The 15,719-nt window shown below is 72.7% G+C and carries 14 protein-coding genes; 12 read left to right on the top strand and 2 right to left on the bottom strand.

Annotated features, from left to right (window positions below):
- The 7 genes from QSK37_RS25255 to QSK37_RS25285 all read left to right on the top strand — a co-directional run bounded on the left by QSK37_RS25255 (window position 1) and on the right by QSK37_RS25285 (window position 7,212).
- Window positions 1-990, top strand: a complete 990-nt coding sequence (locus tag QSK37_RS25255) for an NYN domain-containing protein (protein WP_285625520.1) — start codon at window positions 1-3, stop codon at window positions 988-990.
- A 20-nt stretch (window positions 991-1,010) separates the two neighbouring features.
- The gene (locus tag QSK37_RS25260) at window positions 1,011-1,835 is read left to right on the top strand and encodes a biotin--[acetyl-CoA-carboxylase] ligase (RefSeq protein ID WP_285625523.1); all 825 of its coding nucleotides are present in this window, start codon (window positions 1,011-1,013) and stop codon (window positions 1,833-1,835) included.
- Between the two features lie 73 nt (window positions 1,836-1,908).
- Window positions 1,909-2,169, top strand: a complete 261-nt coding sequence (locus QSK37_RS25265) for a hypothetical protein (protein WP_285625526.1) — start codon at window positions 1,909-1,911, stop codon at window positions 2,167-2,169.
- A gap of 37 nt (window positions 2,170-2,206) precedes the next feature.
- Window positions 2,207-4,744, top strand: coding sequence for an FtsK/SpoIIIE domain-containing protein (locus QSK37_RS25270; protein ID WP_285625529.1), 2,538 nt, complete (start codon window positions 2,207-2,209; stop codon window positions 4,742-4,744).
- Window positions 4,745-4,934: 190 nt separating this feature from the next.
- Entirely contained in the window at window positions 4,935-5,585 is a 651-nt protein-coding gene (locus QSK37_RS25275; protein WP_285625532.1) for a hypothetical protein, read from the top strand.
- 82 nt (window positions 5,586-5,667) lie between these two features.
- Window positions 5,668-6,156, top strand: coding sequence for a PH domain-containing protein (locus QSK37_RS25280; protein WP_285579346.1), 489 nt, complete (start codon window positions 5,668-5,670; stop codon window positions 6,154-6,156).
- 84 nt (window positions 6,157-6,240) lie between these two features.
- Entirely contained in the window at window positions 6,241-7,212 is a 972-nt protein-coding gene (locus tag QSK37_RS25285) for an adenylate/guanylate cyclase domain-containing protein (protein WP_285625534.1), read from the top strand.
- On the opposite strand, the gene QSK37_RS25290 is transcribed toward QSK37_RS25285, so the two are convergent.
- The gene (locus QSK37_RS25290; RefSeq protein WP_285625536.1) at window positions 7,209-7,730 is read right to left on the bottom strand and encodes a hypothetical protein; all 522 of its coding nucleotides are present in this window, start codon (window positions 7,728-7,730) and stop codon (window positions 7,209-7,211) included. The two genes, QSK37_RS25285 and QSK37_RS25290, sit on opposite strands and share 4 nt — an antisense overlap.
- 157 nt (window positions 7,731-7,887) lie before the next feature.
- Between QSK37_RS25290 and QSK37_RS25295 the strand changes: the two genes are divergently transcribed.
- Window positions 7,888-9,381 carry an SEL1-like repeat protein gene (locus tag QSK37_RS25295; protein WP_285625540.1) on the top strand — a complete coding sequence of 498 codons (1,494 nt, stop codon included), beginning with the start codon at window positions 7,888-7,890 and terminating at the stop codon, window positions 9,379-9,381.
- A gap of 3 nt (window positions 9,382-9,384) precedes the next feature.
- On the opposite strand, the gene QSK37_RS25300 is transcribed toward QSK37_RS25295, so the two are convergent.
- Window positions 9,385-10,269 (bottom strand): LysR family transcriptional regulator, encoded by an 885-nt coding sequence (locus tag QSK37_RS25300; RefSeq protein ID WP_285625543.1) that lies wholly within the window; start codon window positions 10,267-10,269, stop codon window positions 9,385-9,387.
- A gap of 90 nt (window positions 10,270-10,359) precedes the next feature.
- On the opposite strand from QSK37_RS25300, the gene QSK37_RS25305 reads away from it, so the two are divergent.
- The 4 genes from QSK37_RS25305 to QSK37_RS25320 all read left to right on the top strand — a co-directional run bounded on the left by QSK37_RS25305 (window position 10,360) and on the right by QSK37_RS25320 (window position 15,683).
- Window positions 10,360-11,706: an MFS transporter gene (locus QSK37_RS25305; protein ID WP_285625546.1), complete on the top strand. Its 1,347-nt coding sequence runs from the start codon at window positions 10,360-10,362 to the stop codon at window positions 11,704-11,706.
- Between the two features lie 38 nt (window positions 11,707-11,744).
- The gene (locus QSK37_RS25310; protein ID WP_285579336.1) at window positions 11,745-12,659 is read left to right on the top strand and encodes a hydroxymethylglutaryl-CoA lyase; all 915 of its coding nucleotides are present in this window, start codon (window positions 11,745-11,747) and stop codon (window positions 12,657-12,659) included.
- 77 nt (window positions 12,660-12,736) lie between these two features.
- On the top strand, window positions 12,737-14,806 hold the full coding sequence (locus QSK37_RS25315) for an RNA degradosome polyphosphate kinase (protein ID WP_285625549.1): 2,070 nt from the start codon (window positions 12,737-12,739) through the stop codon (window positions 14,804-14,806).
- Complete coding sequence (locus tag QSK37_RS25320; RefSeq protein ID WP_285625551.1) at window positions 14,799-15,683, top strand: NUDIX hydrolase; 885 nt, start codon at window positions 14,799-14,801, stop codon at window positions 15,681-15,683. Before QSK37_RS25315 ends, QSK37_RS25320 begins: the two co-directional genes overlap by 8 nt.
- Window positions 15,684-15,719 lie beyond the last annotated feature (36 nt).

A 15,719-nucleotide genomic window follows, 5' to 3' on the forward strand; every position in this document is an offset into this window, starting at 1 on the left:
ATGACTGTTCGCGAACCAGTGCCTCACCTCTCGCCGCTTCCGCGTTTCGCCATCCTCGTCGATGTCGGATACCTCTACGCCGCGGCGGGTGACCTGCTGTTCGGCATCTCCTCCCGGCGGTCCTACCGGGTGAACGCCGAAGGGCTCATCAAGGCGCTGGAGGAGCGCGCCGCCGCCTGCATGCGCGGAGAGTTGCTGCGCGTCTACTGGTTCGACGCCGCGCGCGACCGGGTGCCCACGATCGACCAGCGGGTCGTCGCGCCGCTGCCGCGGGTCAAGCTCCGCCTGGGCAACCTCAACAAGCACAACCAGCAGAAGGGCGTGGACGCCCAGATCCGCGAGGACCTGGAGACGCTCGCCCGGCACGGCGCGGTCACCGACGCGATCCTCATCGCCGGCGACGAGGACATGGTGCCCGCGGTGGAGGCGGCGCAGACCTACGGCGTCCGCATCCACCTGTGGGGCGTCGAGCCGCCGTACGGCACCAACCAGGCCGAGCGCCTGATCTGGGAGTCCGACACCGTCGACATCGTCGACGCCGAGTTCGTCAAGCCCTACTTCGAGCTCGACACCACGCGTGAGGAGACCGAGGAGACGCCCGCGGCGCCCCCGATCCCGTCGCCCACCGCCGTGTTCGGCGGCCGCCCGCCCCGGCCGGTGCCGACGCCGGCCTCCGTGCGCCAGCAGGTCGCCCAGACCGGCTCGGTCGCCAAGCTCGGCCCGTCGCGCCAGCAGATGGAGGAGATCGGCGAGCACATCGCGCACAAGTGGATCCTCACGCGCGGCCGCGACAACATCCGTGACCTGCTGCCCGGCAAGATGCTGCCCACGGTCATCGACAAGGAGCTGCTGATCGAGGGGGAGAAGGAGCTCGGCTACTCGCTGCGGCCGTACAAGGAGGCGCGCGACTGGCTGCGTGAGGGGTTCTGGGCCCGCGTCTACCGCGAGTTCGAGTTCGGCGTCGGTGTCTCGGGCAAGGAACCGCGCTGAGGTCCTCTAGGGTTTCTGCCGTGAGTGACTCCCCGTACACCGATCTTGACCGGCCGCCACTGAACGCCCGGGCGCTGAACCACGCGCTCGTCCGGCCCGGCGGGCTCTGGCGCGAGATCCGCGTGGTGGAGGAGACCGGCTCGACCAACGTCGACCTGGCGGACCTGGCCCGTGAGGGCGCCGAGCCGGGCCTGGTGCTGGTCGCCGAGGCACAGACGTCGGGACGCGGCCGGATGGGCCGCACGTGGTCGGCGCCGCCGAGGTCGGGTCTGGCGTTCTCCGTCCTGCTCCCGCAGGAGGAGTCCGTCACGCGGCTGGGCTGGCTGCCGCTGGTGGCCGGGATCGCGGTCGTGTCGGCGCTGCGGGGGTTCGCCGAGGTCGAGGGCGCCGGCCGTGGGCGGATGGCCGAAGCCGCGCTCAAGTGGCCCAACGACGTGTTGATCGGCGATCGCAAGCTGGCCGGCATCCTGGCCCAGCGGGTGGAGACCGGGGTGGTCGTCGGCATCGGGCTGAACGTCAGCCTCCGCGCGGACGAGCTGCCGGTCCCGACCGCGACCTCGCTGGCCATCGAGGAGGCGCCCGCCGACCGCGATCCGCTGCTCCGGGCGATCCTGCGCGCGCTGGAGGCCCGCCACGAGGAGCTGCGTACGGGCGGGGAGGCGCCGCTGCGCGAGGCGTACCGGGCGATGTGCGCCACGCTGGGCCGGCGGGTGCGGGTCGAGCTGCCCGATGGTTCGACGCTCATCGGTGAGGCCGTCGACGTCGAGGAGGCCGGCCGTCTGGTGGTCCGCGCGGACGATGGGGAGCATCTTCTTAATGCGGGAGATGTCGTACATGTCCGGTAGTTGACGCCAACTGGACCGGCCCCTTGCCCACCGGTTTAATGAGTGAGTAATCCGTCCCCCCGGAGGTTCTTGCATGGCCAGTGTTGCGGAGGTCAAGGGCGCCATCGCCCAGGCCGGCGAAGAGGCGGAGCAGGCCGTGCAACTGCTCGTCGAGGCCGGTGGCCGGGCCGAGGCCGCACTGCAGTTCCTGGTGGCCGTGGCGCAGGGCAGCGAGCACGACGCGCTGGAGGGCTCGCTGGGGGCGTTGGGGCAGGCGGTGGAGAGCATCGGCGAGTGCCAGGCGCAGATCGCCGCGGCCGTGGAAGAGGCCAACAAGTACTCCGACGGGCTTTGAGACCACCGACGCGCGTGCACGTCCCGGGAACCCCAAAATGACATTGAAGCCCGCTGAGCTCCTCGCCGCGGTACGGCAGGACGTCCGGCAGGCACGCGCGACGATCCGCGCGCGCAGGAACGACCTCGACGAGACGATCGCCGGGTCCGAGGCCGCGGTCGAACGCGCCCGCGCCGAGGCCGCCGCGACGAGCGGCCCGGAGACCGAGACGATCCTCGAACGCTGGCGGCGCTACGCCGGCGAGGTCGCCCCCGGCGCGGCCTCGGCCCCGTGGACCCGGTGGCCGTCCGAGCCGGAGCCGAGCGACGACGGGCCGTGCCTCTACCGCGTCGGGTCGATCGACGGGCGGATCCCCGCGCTGGTGCCGCTGCTGGACGCCGGTCACCTGCGCGTCGTCGGCGACGACATGGCCGCCGCCGACGCCGTCGTGGACTCCCTGCTGGTGCGCATCGTCGCGACGACGCGGCCCGGCACCGTGCGGATCAGCCTGTACGACCCGCGCCGCCTGGGCGCCGGTCTCGGCGGCTTCCACGCGCTGTCCCGGCCCGGCCTGCTCACGGTGTACGGCGTGGAGGAGCTGAAGGACCTGCTGAGCTCGCTCGACCGCGAGATCCGGCGGATCCAGCGCGACGTCCTGGGCGGTGGGCACTCCTCGCTCGCCGAGCTTCCCGCCACGCGTGACGGCCGGCGGCCGGAGCCCTGGCGGGTGGTGATCGTGCAGGCCCCGGTGCGCGGCCTGCGCGACGACGAGATCGCCCACCTGGAGAGCGTGATGCACGCCGGCGCGGCCTGCGGCATCCACGTGATCTGCCGCGACGTCACGCTGGAGCACGCACCCGGCCTGGAGACGATCGAGGTCGGCACGGACGGCACGGTGCGGACGTCGATGACCGGGCAGCTGGACGTCACCGTCGAGCCGCCGCCGCCCGACCTGGTCCGCGCGGTGTGCGAGCGCGCCGCCCGGTGGGTCGGCATCGAGCGCGACCCGCCGCGCTTCGCCGAGCTGCTGCCGCCGCGGGTGTGGGAGGAGTCGTCGGCGCCGGGCGTCCGCGCGCCGATCGGCGAGGACGTCGACCGGTACGAGGCGGTCGAGGTGCTGCTCGGCGACGATCCGGTGCACGCGCTGGTCGGCGGGCCGCCGGGCTCGGGCAAGACCAACTTCCTGTACGCCCTGATCGGCTCGCTGGCCGCCCGCTACAGCCCCGACGAGCTGGAGTTCTATCTCCTCGACTTCAAGGAGGGCGTGTCGTTCGCGCGCCTGGCGAGCGGGCGCACCGACAAGACGTGGCTGCCGCACGCCCGGCTCATCGGCGTGAACATCAACCAGGACCGCGAGTTCGGCCTGGCGCTGCTGCGCTTCCTCGGCCACGAGCTCGAACGCCGCGGCGCCGCCGCACGCGAGTACGAGGTCACCAAGATCGAGGAGCTGCGCGCCGCCGACCCCGACGGGCACTGGCCGCGCATCGTCGCCGTGATCGACGAGTTCCAGGTGCTGATCCAGCAGAAGGACCGCATCACCGAAGAGTCGCTGTACCTCCTCAACGACCTCGCACGCCGGGGCCGGTCGCAGGGCATCCACCTCGTCCTCGCCAGCCAGAACGTCGGCGGCGTGCAGTCCCTCTGGGGACGCGGCGCGATCCTCGAGCAGTTCACGCTGCGCGTCGCGCTGCCCAAGGCGCGGCGCATCCTCGCCGACGACAACACCGCCGCCCAGCAGGTCGCGCGGTTCTGCGCCGTGGTCAACGCCGAGTCGGGCGCGCGGCAGGCCAACCGCGTGGCCCGGCTGCCCGACGCCGGGGCGCCGGGCACGTTCGACAAGCTCCAGCGCGAGCTGTGGCAGCAGCGGCCCGAGCAACTCGCGCCGCCGCGCATCTTCGACGGCGCCCACGTGCCGGAGCTGATGAGCGTGCCGGTGCGGCCGCCGGGCGAGGGCGTCGTCGGCCAGCTGATCGACCTGGCCGGCAGCGCCGCCACCGTGCGCTTCGACCGCAACCCCGGCCGCAACCTCGCGGTGATCGGCACCCGTGCCGACGAGGCGTACGACGTGCTGTCGTCGGCGGTGATCTCGCTGGCCCGCGGGCACGCGCCCGGGTCGGCCGAGTTCGCCCTGTTCGAGGGCGAGCCGGACCCGCGCGTCGCGCGGCTGGCGCGCTGGCTCGCCGACGAGGGGCACCGGGTGGAGGTCGTGGCCGAGCTGCCCGAGCCCGGCGACCGGCCGGTGCCGGTGTACCACGCGCTGTTCGCGGTGGACGCGGCGACCGCGCGCTCGGCGCCGCTGCGCACCGCGGTGCGGCGGCTGGCCGAACACGGGCCCGACGGCCAGATGCACGTACTCGGCTGGTGGCGCACGGTCGACCGCCTGCGCTCCGACGTCGTGGAGCGCACTGGCCCGGTGCGCACCATCGACGCGTGGGTCGCCCTGGACGTACGCGACAGCGAGCTGACGCCGCTGCCGGGCGGTCAGTTGCAGAGCTGGACTCCGCGGGCGCGGCGTGCGCTCTTCTACGACCAGCGCACCGGCAGCGCTCCGCAGCCGATCATCCCGTTCACCGTACTGAGCGACCAGGGTGAGTGAGGAGCGCGAGCGACCCATGAGCACGGAGCGAGTGTGACGAGCGAGCGGAGCGGCCGGTGAGGGACGAGCCGTCCGCGGAGTGAGTGAGGAGCGCGAGCGACCCATGAGCACGGAGCGAGTGTGACGAGCGAGCGGAGCGGCCGGTGAGGGACGAGCCGTCCGCGGAGTGAGTGAGGAGCGCGAGCGACCCATGAGCACGGAGTACGAGGTGATCGATCCGCGGGCGGCGCGGCAGGCGTACAAGGAGCTGGCGGCCGAGGCGGGCCGGCTGCTGCACGCCGCCGACGACGCCCGGCGGCGGCTGGCGGAGGCCGAGGAGGAGCGCACCGCGACGTACGCCTCGGTCGAGCAGGAATGGGCGCACCTCGACGCTCTCGAGGAGCGGGCGGCCGGCGTCTGGCGTGAGCTGACCAACCGGTTCGGCCCGCACGCGGCCGGGCCGCTGCCCGAGCCGGCCGAGCGGATCGCGCGCGGGCCCGACGCCGAAGAACTGCTGAACGACGCGCGCCTGCGAGTGCGTCAGCCGGTCGACCATCCCCTCGCCGGCAGGTACGCCCGGATGGGCGTGCTCGGGTTCGCCGTCGCGGTGGTCCTGACGCTGGTCGGGCTGGAGGTGAGCATGGCCCTGCACGACGCGGGCCGGGTGCGGTGGTTCGCCGCCGGGCTGCCGGCACTGCTCGCGCCCTGGCTGGGCCACCTCGCGGCGAACGGCTGGATCCGCTACCGCACGTCGCACGAGGAGCAGGAGTACGCGGTGGACACCGCGATCGCGGGCGCGATCGGCGGAGGGGCGGTGTGGCTGTTCGCGGTGACGTTCCTGATCATCCGCGTCGCCACCTGACCGCTCCTTTCTGTGGTAATCGCGGCACGCCGCCCAGGCGATTTCTGTCAAGATATCCGCCATGGGTCTTCCGAAGAATTCGTTGACCGAGGATGAAAGGATCATCCTCGAATTTCATCCTCACTGGTCGACGCTCGTCTCGACGATCTTCTGGGCGATCGTCTCGGTCGTCGTGGCGGGGGTGATCATCTTCTTTATCCCGGACGGGGGCTCGCAGACGCTCATCCGGCTGATCGTCGCGGCCGTCGGCGTCTTGGCGATCATCGTGGTGGGTTTCCTGCCCTTCCTGCGCTGGGTCACGACCACCTACACGCTGACCAACCGCCGGTTCGTGATGCGTCACGGCATCCTGTCCCGCTCCGGCCGCGACATCCCGCTGACTCGCGTGAACGACGTGTCCTTCGAGCACAGTCTGATCGAGCGGATCTTCGGCACCGGCACGCTCTCGGTCGAGTCCGGCGGTGAGCACGGCCAGCTGGTTCTCAAGAAGATCCCGCGGGTCGAGTACACCCAGAACCAGCTCTACCGCCTCGTCGAGGAGCTGACGGACGGTGACGGCGTCCGCCCGTGACGGCCGCCAAGGCGACGTGAGCGAGCGGAGCGAGCGAACCAATGAACACGCGCGTCTGGTCGCCCCTCCGACGCAGGAGGTCTCGTGAGCGATTTGCCGGATCCGCGGCGGCTCGAGGAGCTGCTGCTCGGCGGTGAGCTGCGCTACACCAGTCTCGACGCGATCCAGGCCGCCGGGGTGTCGGAGGACTTCGCCCGGCGGCTCTGGCGCGCCCTGGGGTTCCCGCACGTCCCCGACGACGTGGTCGCCTTCACCGAGGGTGACGTGGCCGCGCTCGCCGGGGTCGCCGGGCTGCGGCCGACCGGCGTGGTCGACGAGGAGATCAAGCTCCGCATGGCCCGCGCCGTCGGGCAGACCATGGCGCGGCTCGCGAAGTGGCAGGTGGACATCCTCGTCGAGGCGATGACCGACCCGCTCGAAGCACCGGACCAGGAGACCCTGCGGGTCGTCACGGCCAACGCCGAGACCCACCTCGCCGAGCTCGAACCCCTGATCACGCACGCCTGGCGGCGGCAGCTCGCCGCCGCCGGCGCGCGGCTGCTCGCCGCGCGGGGCGCCGAGGAGCTTCAGACGCGGGCGGCGGTCGGGTTCGCCGACCTGGTGGCGTTCACCCGTACGAGCCGTGACCTGGACGAACGCGAGCTGGCCCGGCTCGTGGAGCGATTCGAGGAGACGGCCTCGGACGTCGTCGCCGAGCACGGCGGGCGGCTCGTGAAGACCCTCGGCGACGAGGTCCTGTTCAGCGCCGACACCGCACGGACCGGGGCCGAGATCGGCCTGGCCGTCGCGGAGGCGGTCCGCGAGGACGAGGGCATCCCCGACGTGCGGGTCGGCATGGCATACGGCCCGGTGCTGCCGCTGCGCGGCGACGTGTTCGGCACCACGGTGAACCTCGCCAGCCGGCTGACCACGATGGCCCGCCCCGGCACGGCGCTGGTCGACGCGGGCCTGGCCGCCGAACTGCGCGACGACGCCGCGTACGAGCTGACGCGCATCACCCGCCGCCGCGCCCACGGCCTCGGCATGATCCAGCCGTACGTCCTCCGGCGTCGCTAGGCGCGGACCGTCCCACTCGAGGCGACCGTCCAGGCGGCGGTGCCCCACAAGGTCAGCGCACAGGCCACCCCGACGACGGTGGAGACCACACCCTGGGACCCGTGCGCGATCCACACGGCCAGGCCCGCGACGCCGGCCGCGATCAGCAATGCTCCGGGCACGCGCATCCGCGGCTGGGCGAAGACCCCGGCCAACGGGAAGAAGTGCGCGCCGACGATCAGCGCGACCAGCGGCGGGATCAGGCCGGGACGGCCCGTCCTGCCGCAGGCAACGGCCACGACGGCGATCAGCACCCACTGCGCCGCGTTGACCTGCGCGAAGCGCCGCCGGTGCCGCGCGGGCGGTGGCCCACCGGCCGCGTCCGGCAACCGACGCTTCGCGGTGAGCATCAGACCCAGCGCGACCAGCAGGCCGAGCGGCAGGCCCACCGCCGCGACACCTCCGCCGAAACGGCCGATGCCCAACATCAACCAGCCGACGCCGAAGAGCGCGTAGAAGCCGACCCCCGCCTTGAACATGGGGGGAATCCTACGGTCCACCATCGTGGGTTTCGGACAGGCCGTAGGTGCACGGCGGCGTACGGGCCGAGGGAACGCGATGACGGTCGGGCGCGTCGGTAGATGTGATCGGGAACCCGATCCGTCCGTCGCTTCGACACCTCTGGAGGCTCTCCGCATGACCGATGCCCAGTACCCATCCGCCGCGGTGGAATTGCGTGAGCGCGCCCTGGCCGCCCAGCGTGAGGGGGTGTGGGAGGAGGCCGAAGACCTGTTCCAGCAGGCGTTCGAGGCCGGGCACCCGGTCGCCGCGTACGACCTGGGCATCGGCCTGTTCGACCGCGGGGACGACGACGGTGGGCGGATGTGGTGCCGCCGCGCCGCCGAGCAGGGCGTGCCCGCCGGTGCTTTCGAGACCGGCTACTCCGCGGAACGCCGGGAGGACCTGGAGGAGGCCGAGCGGTGGTACCGGCAGGCCGCCGAAGGCGGCCACGTGGGCGGCACTCTCAACCTGGGGGTGCTCCTGGAGCACCGGGGTGCCATGCCCGAGGCCATGGACGTCTACCACCGTGCCTGGGAACTCGGCGCCCACGAGGCCGCGTTCAACATCGGCAAGATCCATGACAACGACGGCAACGGCGACCTGGAGAAGGCCGCCGAGTGGTACGAGCGCGCGGCCGAACGCGGCAACGCCGGCGCCGCGTACAACCTGGGACACGTCCGGCGTGACCAGGGCGATGAGGCCGCGATGGCGGCGGCCTGGGAGCGGGCCGCGGAACTCCGGCATCCGAAGGCCGCCCACAGCCTCGGAGTGGTGTTCAAGCGGCGGGCCGACTGGGAGTCGTCCGCCAAGTGGTTCCGGAGGGCGGTGGAGGATTTCGGGCACCGCGGCGCGGCCGACGCGCTCGCCGACTTCTGCGAACGGAACGGCGACCAGGACCAGGCCAGGTTCTGGCGAGACCTGACGGACGGGCTGGGCGCCTACAGCCCGGCGTTCGAGGCGTTCGCGAGCGAGGGTTCGGCCGCGGCGATCCACCGGCAGGACGTGCTGAACGCGGCCCTGGAGGGCGACCACGTCGACTTCAACGTCGACGAGCGGACGCTGACCACCGGGGGCCGCACGTACCACGGCGTCACCCTGCTCGGCAGCTTCTCGCACCTGGACCAGTCGTGGCTGTGGTCCTGGGCCAACCAGCACTACGGTGACGACCATCCCGCCATCGCGCCGCTGGAGGCCATCCGCGAGTACGGCCGCGACCACGACATCCCGGAACTCACGGTCGGACGCCTGGAGCTCTCCGGCTTCCCGCAGCCGCACCAGGCCGCGACCACGATGGCCATCGCCGCCGGCGCCCTGCTCGGCGGCAACGGCGTCCACAGCGTGGGGATCAACGACGGCAAGGGTTCGGCGTACTTCCACATCGACGACCCGCAGCTGCCCGCCGCCGGCTACGACCCGCTCGCGGCCCCGCGCCTGCTGATGACCGCCGTCGAGGTCTTCCCGTCCGACCCCCGCCGGGTCGTCCGCGGTTTCATCGCGCACTACGGCGCCGGGATCGCGGAGGGTCCCGACGTGATCCAGGGGCGCTTCCCGGACGGCCGGAACCTCACGGTCGGGTTCACCGAGGAGGGGCTCATCAAGGCGATCTCGGCGGAGAACACCCCCTCCTGAGCGTCAGGCGCAGGCGGCGTAGAGCACGTCGCGCAGGCCCGGTACGTCCTCCCGGTCGCCGCGCCAGACCAGGCGCAGGCTCAGCGCGGGGGCCGGCAGGTCGAGCCGGGCCAGGGTGCCGCTCTCGCAGGCGGAGGTCACCCCGAACTCCGGCAGCAGAGCCACCCCGAGCCCGTGCTCGGCCCAGGAGCGCATCACCGGCACCGCGCCCGCCGGGACGCGCTCCGGCCCGGGGCCGAGCACCCGGTCCGCGGCCAGGCGGAAGGAGCAGTTCGGGTCCCCCACGAGCAGGCGCTCACCGGCCAGGTCGGCCGGGGTGAGGCCGTCGCGGCCGGCCAGCGGGTGGCCCGGGGCGGCGACCAGGGCGAGCGGGACCGCGTCGACGTCGAGGAAGGTCAGGGGCTCCGGTGGCGCCGGGAAGCCCAGGCCGCCGAGGGCGTCGCCGGTGTCCAGGACCAGCGCCGCCTCCAGCCGTCCCGCGCCGACGTCGGCCATCAGGTCGTCGCGGCTCACACCGGGGCGGACCTCGACCTCGACGCCGGGGCGGCGCTCGGCGAGCCGGGCCAGCACACGCGGCACGTACGTGGCGGCGATGGTCTCCAGCGCGCCGAGCCGTACCTGCCGGGGCCGCCCGGCCACCTCGGCGCGTGCCTGTTCGGCCTGGTCGAGGAGGCGGCGGGCCCAGACCAGCAGCCGCTCGCCCGCCCCGGTCGGCCGCATTCCCGCCGGGGTCCGCTCGAACAGGGACACCCCGAGCGACCGCTCCAGGGCGCGGATCTGCGCGGACACGCTGGAGGGCGCCCGGTCGAGCGCGACGGCGGCGTCGGTGACGGTCCGGTGACGTACGACGGCCTCGAAGGTCCGTAGCTGGTGGAGCTCCACGGCCATCGCAACCGCGCGGTGGCGTTCGGAAATTCCGAACGGGCGTGCGGGCCGGCCGGTGGAGCGCGCGAGGCCCGGCCCGGACAGTGGGGGCCCATGACCACTCTGAGACTCCCCGTACGGGCCGGAGCCGGGCACGGGCTCGCGCTCTTCGGCATCGCTCTCGGCTACTTCATGGTGCTGCTCGACATGACCGTGCTGTCGGTGGCCGAGCCGGACCTGGCCGCCTCGCTGCACACCTCGGTGTCCGGGCTGCAGTGGGCGACGACCGGCTACACCGTGGTGTTCGGCGCGCTCCTGCTGTCGGCCGGGGCCGTGGCCGACCGGTACGGGGCGCACCGGGTGTTCCGCGTCGCGGTCGCGGTGTTCGGGCTCGGCTCGCTGCTGTCCGCGTTCGCCCCGGTGCTGGGCGTCCTCATCGCGCTGCGGGTGCTGCTCGGCGCCGCCGGTGCGGCGTGCGTGCCCGCGTCGATGGCGATGATCGCGCGGCTCTACCCCGTGCCGGCCGAGCGCACCCGTGCGGTCGCGGTCTGGGCGTCGGTCAGCGGCGCCGCGGTCGCGGCGGGCCCGATCGCCGGCGGCGTGCTGGTCGACCTCGTGGGCTGGCGTGCGATCTTCCTGGTGAACGTGCCGATCGCGCTGGCCGTGCTCGCGCTCGTCGCGGGACCCGCGGTGCGCTGCCCGCGCGGCGGGCGGCGGGTCGACTGGGCGGCCCAGCTCGCCGCCTGCGCGGTCCTCGCGCTGCTGACCGACGCGCTGATCGCCGCCGGCGCCCGCTCCTGGGCGCACGTCGTCGTCTCCGGGACGGCCACGGTGCTCGCGGCGGCCGGGTTCGCCGTCCTGGAGCGGCGCAGCGTCGCGCCGGTGATCGACCGTGCGCTGCTGCGCGCGGGCGGGGTGCGGGCCGGGCTGGCGGCCGGCGCGGCGGTGAACTTCGCGCTCAACGGAAGCCTGTTCGTGCTGCCGCTGCTGCTCCAGGAACAGCGGCACCTCGGCGCGGCCGTCAGCGGGCTGGCCTTCCTGCCGCTCACCGTGCCGTTCGTGGCGAACCCGCCGGTGACCGGCCGGATCGTCGCGCGGGTCGGGCCGCGGCCGCCGATCCTGGCGGGGATGACGCTGCTGACGCTGGGCGGTGCGGCGCTCGGCTGGGCGGTCGCCGCCGGGGCCGGGTACGCGGTGCTCGCCGTCGGGCTGCTGCTGACCGGGTTCGGCGTCTCGTTCGTGCTGCCCTCCCTGGTCGCGGCCGTCCTCGACGTCGCGCCGGAGGGCACGGCCGGCGCGGCGGGCGGCACGCTGAACGCCGCACGCCAGACCGGGGCGACCATCGGCGTCGCCGCGATGGGCGCCGTATTCGGGCACGGGGCGGCGTACGCGCTGCTCCTCGCGGCGGTGGTCTGCCTGGCGGCGGGCGCCTGGTTCGCCCTCGCGGGTGATCGGCGCTGAGAGCGTGAGCGCACTAGATTGGCGGCAGGAGGTGCCACATGACCGACCTGCCCGATCGGATCTCGTTGCGTGAGGTGGGGCCGCGCGATGGTCTGCAGAACGAGGAGCCGGTGCCGACCGAGGCCAAGGTCGAGCTGATCGACGCCCTGTCGCACACCGGCGTCGGCCGCATCGAGGCCGTGTCGTTCGTGCATCCGAAGGCGATCCCGCAGATGGCGGACGCCGACGAGGTGTGGAGCCGGGTGCGGCGCGCCGGCGACGTACGCTACTCGGCCCTGGTGCCGAACCTCCGTGGCGCCGAGCGCGCCCTGGACGCGGGCTTCACCGAGCTGGAGGTCGTGGTCTCGGCCTCCGACACGCACAACCGCAAGAACGTCAACCGCTCCACCGAGGAGTCGCTCGACGACATCGCCAAGATCATCGACCTGGCGCACGGCCGCGGCGCCACCTGCCAGGTGATCGTCTCCACCGCGTGGGGCTGCCCGTACGAGGGTGACGTGCCGGTCGAGCGGGTCGTCGGCGCCGCCTCGCGGGCGGTGCGCGACGGCGCCGACAGCGCCTCGTTCGGCGACACGACGGGCATGGCGACCCCACCGCGGGTGACCCGGCTGGTCGGCGAGTTCCGCATGGCCAACCCCGACACCTCGCTCAACCTGCACTTCCACAACACCCGTGGCACGGGCCTGGCGAACGTGCTCGCGGCGCTCCAGCTGGGCGTGGCCGACTTCGACGCCAGTGTCGGCGGCCTGGGCGGCTGCCCGTACGCTCCCGGCGCGACCGGGAACATCGCGTCCGAGGAACTGGTTCACATGGTGGAGGACATGGGCGTGGCCACGGGCGTCGACCTGGAGGCGCTCATCGACGTCGCCGCCCGGGCGGAGACGATGGTGGGCCACACGCTGCCCTCACAGGTGCTGCGCGCGGGCCCCCGGAGTCGCACGATCTCGCCCTGAGCGATCGGGCGTCCGGATCTCAGGAAGGTAAGCCCCCGTTGGCTTCAAGTTCACATTAGGCGGGGAGCATATCTGTCATGAGTGTCGAAGCCGGACAATTCTCCGAGGTAGAGGGTGAGTTCCCCGAGGACCGGTTTCTTGATCGCGAGGAGAGCTGGCTGCGGTTCAACCAGCGTGTGCTGGACCTGGCCGGAGACCCGGAACTTCCGCTGCTCGAACGCGTCCGCTTCCTGTCGATCTTCGCCAGCAACCTGGACGAGTTCTTCATGGTCCGGGTCGCCGGGCTGACCCGGCGCATGGCCACCGGGATCGCCGTGCAGACCGCGAGCGGCCGGCAGCCGCGCGAGGTGCTCGCCCGGACCTCCGAGGTCGCCCACGAGCTGATGCTCAGGCACGCGGCCTGCTTCCACGACGAGATCCTGCCCGCCCTCGCCAAGGAGGGCATCGAGATCCTGCGCTGGGACGAGCTGGCCGACACCGAGAAGGAACAGCTCCACCGCCTGTTCCGGCGGCGGATCTATCCGGTGCTCACCCCGCTCGTCGTCGATCCGGCACACCCCTTCCCGTACATCTCCGGCCTGTCGCTCAACCTCGCCGTCGTGGTCCGCGACCCCGAGACCGAGGAGACGCTCTTCGCCCGGGTCAAGGTGCCGCCGCTGTTGCCGAGGTTCCTGGAGGCGTCGCCGTCGCGGTTCGTCCCGCTCGAGGACGTGATCGCGGAGAACCTCCCGCAGCTGTTCACCGGCACCGAGATCCTCGAACACCACGCGTTCCGCGTCACCCGCAACCAGGACCTGGAGGTGGACGAGGACATCGCGGAGAACCTCCTGCAGGCGCTGGAGCGCGAGCTGCTGCGCCGCCGCTTCGGCCCGGTCGTCCGGCTGGAGGTCGAGGAGTCGATCACGCCGGAGGTGCTCGAACTGCTGACCACCGAGCTCGGCCTGGACGAGAGCTCGGTCTACCGGGTGCCCGGCCCGCTCGACCTCGGCGGCCTCGGCGCGATCGCCGACCTGGACCGCAGCGAGCTGAAGTACCCGCCGTTCGTGCCCTCGGAGGCGGCGCTCCCGCACGACACCGACATCTTCGCCACGCTGCGCGATCACGACGTGCTCGTGCACCACCCGTACGACTCCTTCACGACGAGCGTCGAACGGCTCATCGAGGACGCCGCCGCCGACCCGCAGGTGCTGGCGATCAAGCAGACGCTCTACCGGACGAGCGGCGACTCACCGATCATCGACGCGCTCATCGACGCGGCCGAGGCGGGCAAGCAGGTCGTCGTGGTGGTGGAGATCAAGGCGCGGTTCGACGAGCGCGCCAACATCACCTGGGCCCGCAAGCTGGAGCAGGCCGGCTGCCACGTCGTCTACGGCTTCGTCGGCCTCAAGACGCACTGCAAGCTGGCCCTCGTCGTCCGCGAGGAGTCCGACGGCACGCTGCGCCGCTACTGCCACATCGGCACCGGCAACTACAACCCCAAGACCGCCCGCGTCTACGAGGACTACGGCCTGCTGACCGCCGACCCGCAGGTGGGTGAGGACGTCACGGACCTGTTCAACCACCTCACCGGCTACACGCGTGACACCGAGTACCGCCGGCTCCTGGTCGCGCCGGACTCCCTCCGCGCCGGGCTGGTGAGCCGCATCGAGCGGGAGATCGACAGCCAGCTGCGGGGCCGCCCGGCGCACATCCGCTTCAAGTGCAACTCCCTCGTGGACGAAGTGATCATCGACGCGCTGTACCGGGCGTCGCAGGCGGGCGTGCCGATCGACATCTGGGTGCGCGGCATCTGCGCCCTGCGGCCGGGCGTGCACGGGCTGTCGGAGACGATCCAGGTCCGCAGCATCCTCGGCCGCTTCCTGGAGCACTCGCGCCTGTACGCCTTCGAGAACGGCGGCGAGGCGGAGGTGTGGATCGGCAGCGCCGACCTCATGCACCGCAACCTGGACCGCCGCGTCGAGGTGCTCGTACGCGTCACCGACCGGAACCACTGCGCGGACCTGCTGGGCCGCTTCGACCTGGCGATGGGCATGGACACCCAGTGCTGGCTGCTGGACGAAGAGGGCAACTGGACCCGGCACGGCGGCTCCACGCACATTCAGACCCACCTCATGCGGACGCGGCGATGGAGGACCGTCGATGGGTGATGGCCCCGACCAGATCCGGGCGGCGGGCGCCGTCCTGTGGCGGCCCGGACGGAACGGTCCCGAGGTCGCGCTGGTCCACCGCCCCAAGTACGACGACTGGTCCTTCCCCAAGGGCAAGGCCAAGGACGGCGAGCACATGCTCCGCACGGCCGTACGCGAGGTGTGGGAGGAGAGCGGCGTCTGGCCCGTCCTGGGCCGCCGCCTGCCCGCCCGCGAGTACGTGAAGGAGAGCCGGTCCAAGCGCGTCGACTACTGGGCGGCCACCGGCAACGGTGGCGACTTCCGCCCGAACGAGGAGATCGACCGGGTCGAGTGGCTGCCGGTGCCCGAGGCCGAGCGGCGGCTGAGCTACGAGCACGACGCCGACCTGCTGCGTGAGTTCGCCGCAGGACCCAACCGGACCACGCCGTACATCGTGCTGCGGCACACCTCGGCCGGCGACAAGCACGAGTGGGACGGCGACGACGTGCTGCGGCCGCTCGACGAGCGCGGTCGCGCCGAGGCCGCGGCGCTGGCCGAGACGCTGGCCGGGTACGGCCAGACCCGGGTGTTCAGCTCCGCGACCGCCCGCTGCATGGAGACCGTGCTGCCGTACGCCGCGCGGATGAGCGCCGACATCCGCACCGACTGGGCGTTCTCGGTGGGCACGCCGATGGCCGCCTCGAAGGAGGCGGGCGGCCGGTTCGCCCAGATCATCGGGGAGGGCGCCGCCGCGCTCGTCTGCACGCACGGCGAGCTGGTGCCCGAGCTGATCGAGCGCGCCTGCGAGACGCTCGGCGCTCCCGTGCCGGAGGATCCCCGGCTGCCCAAGGGCGGCTTCTGGGTGCTGCACGTCGCCCGTGACGCGCTCGTCTCCGCGGAGCGGCACCGCCTCTGAGGCGATGTGATAGTTCTCGTATGCCGTGTCCGGCCG

Source organism: Actinoallomurus iriomotensis (assembly GCF_030269445.1).
GTDB classification, from domain to species: Bacteria; Actinomycetota; Actinomycetes; order Streptosporangiales; family Streptosporangiaceae; genus Actinoallomurus; species Actinoallomurus iriomotensis.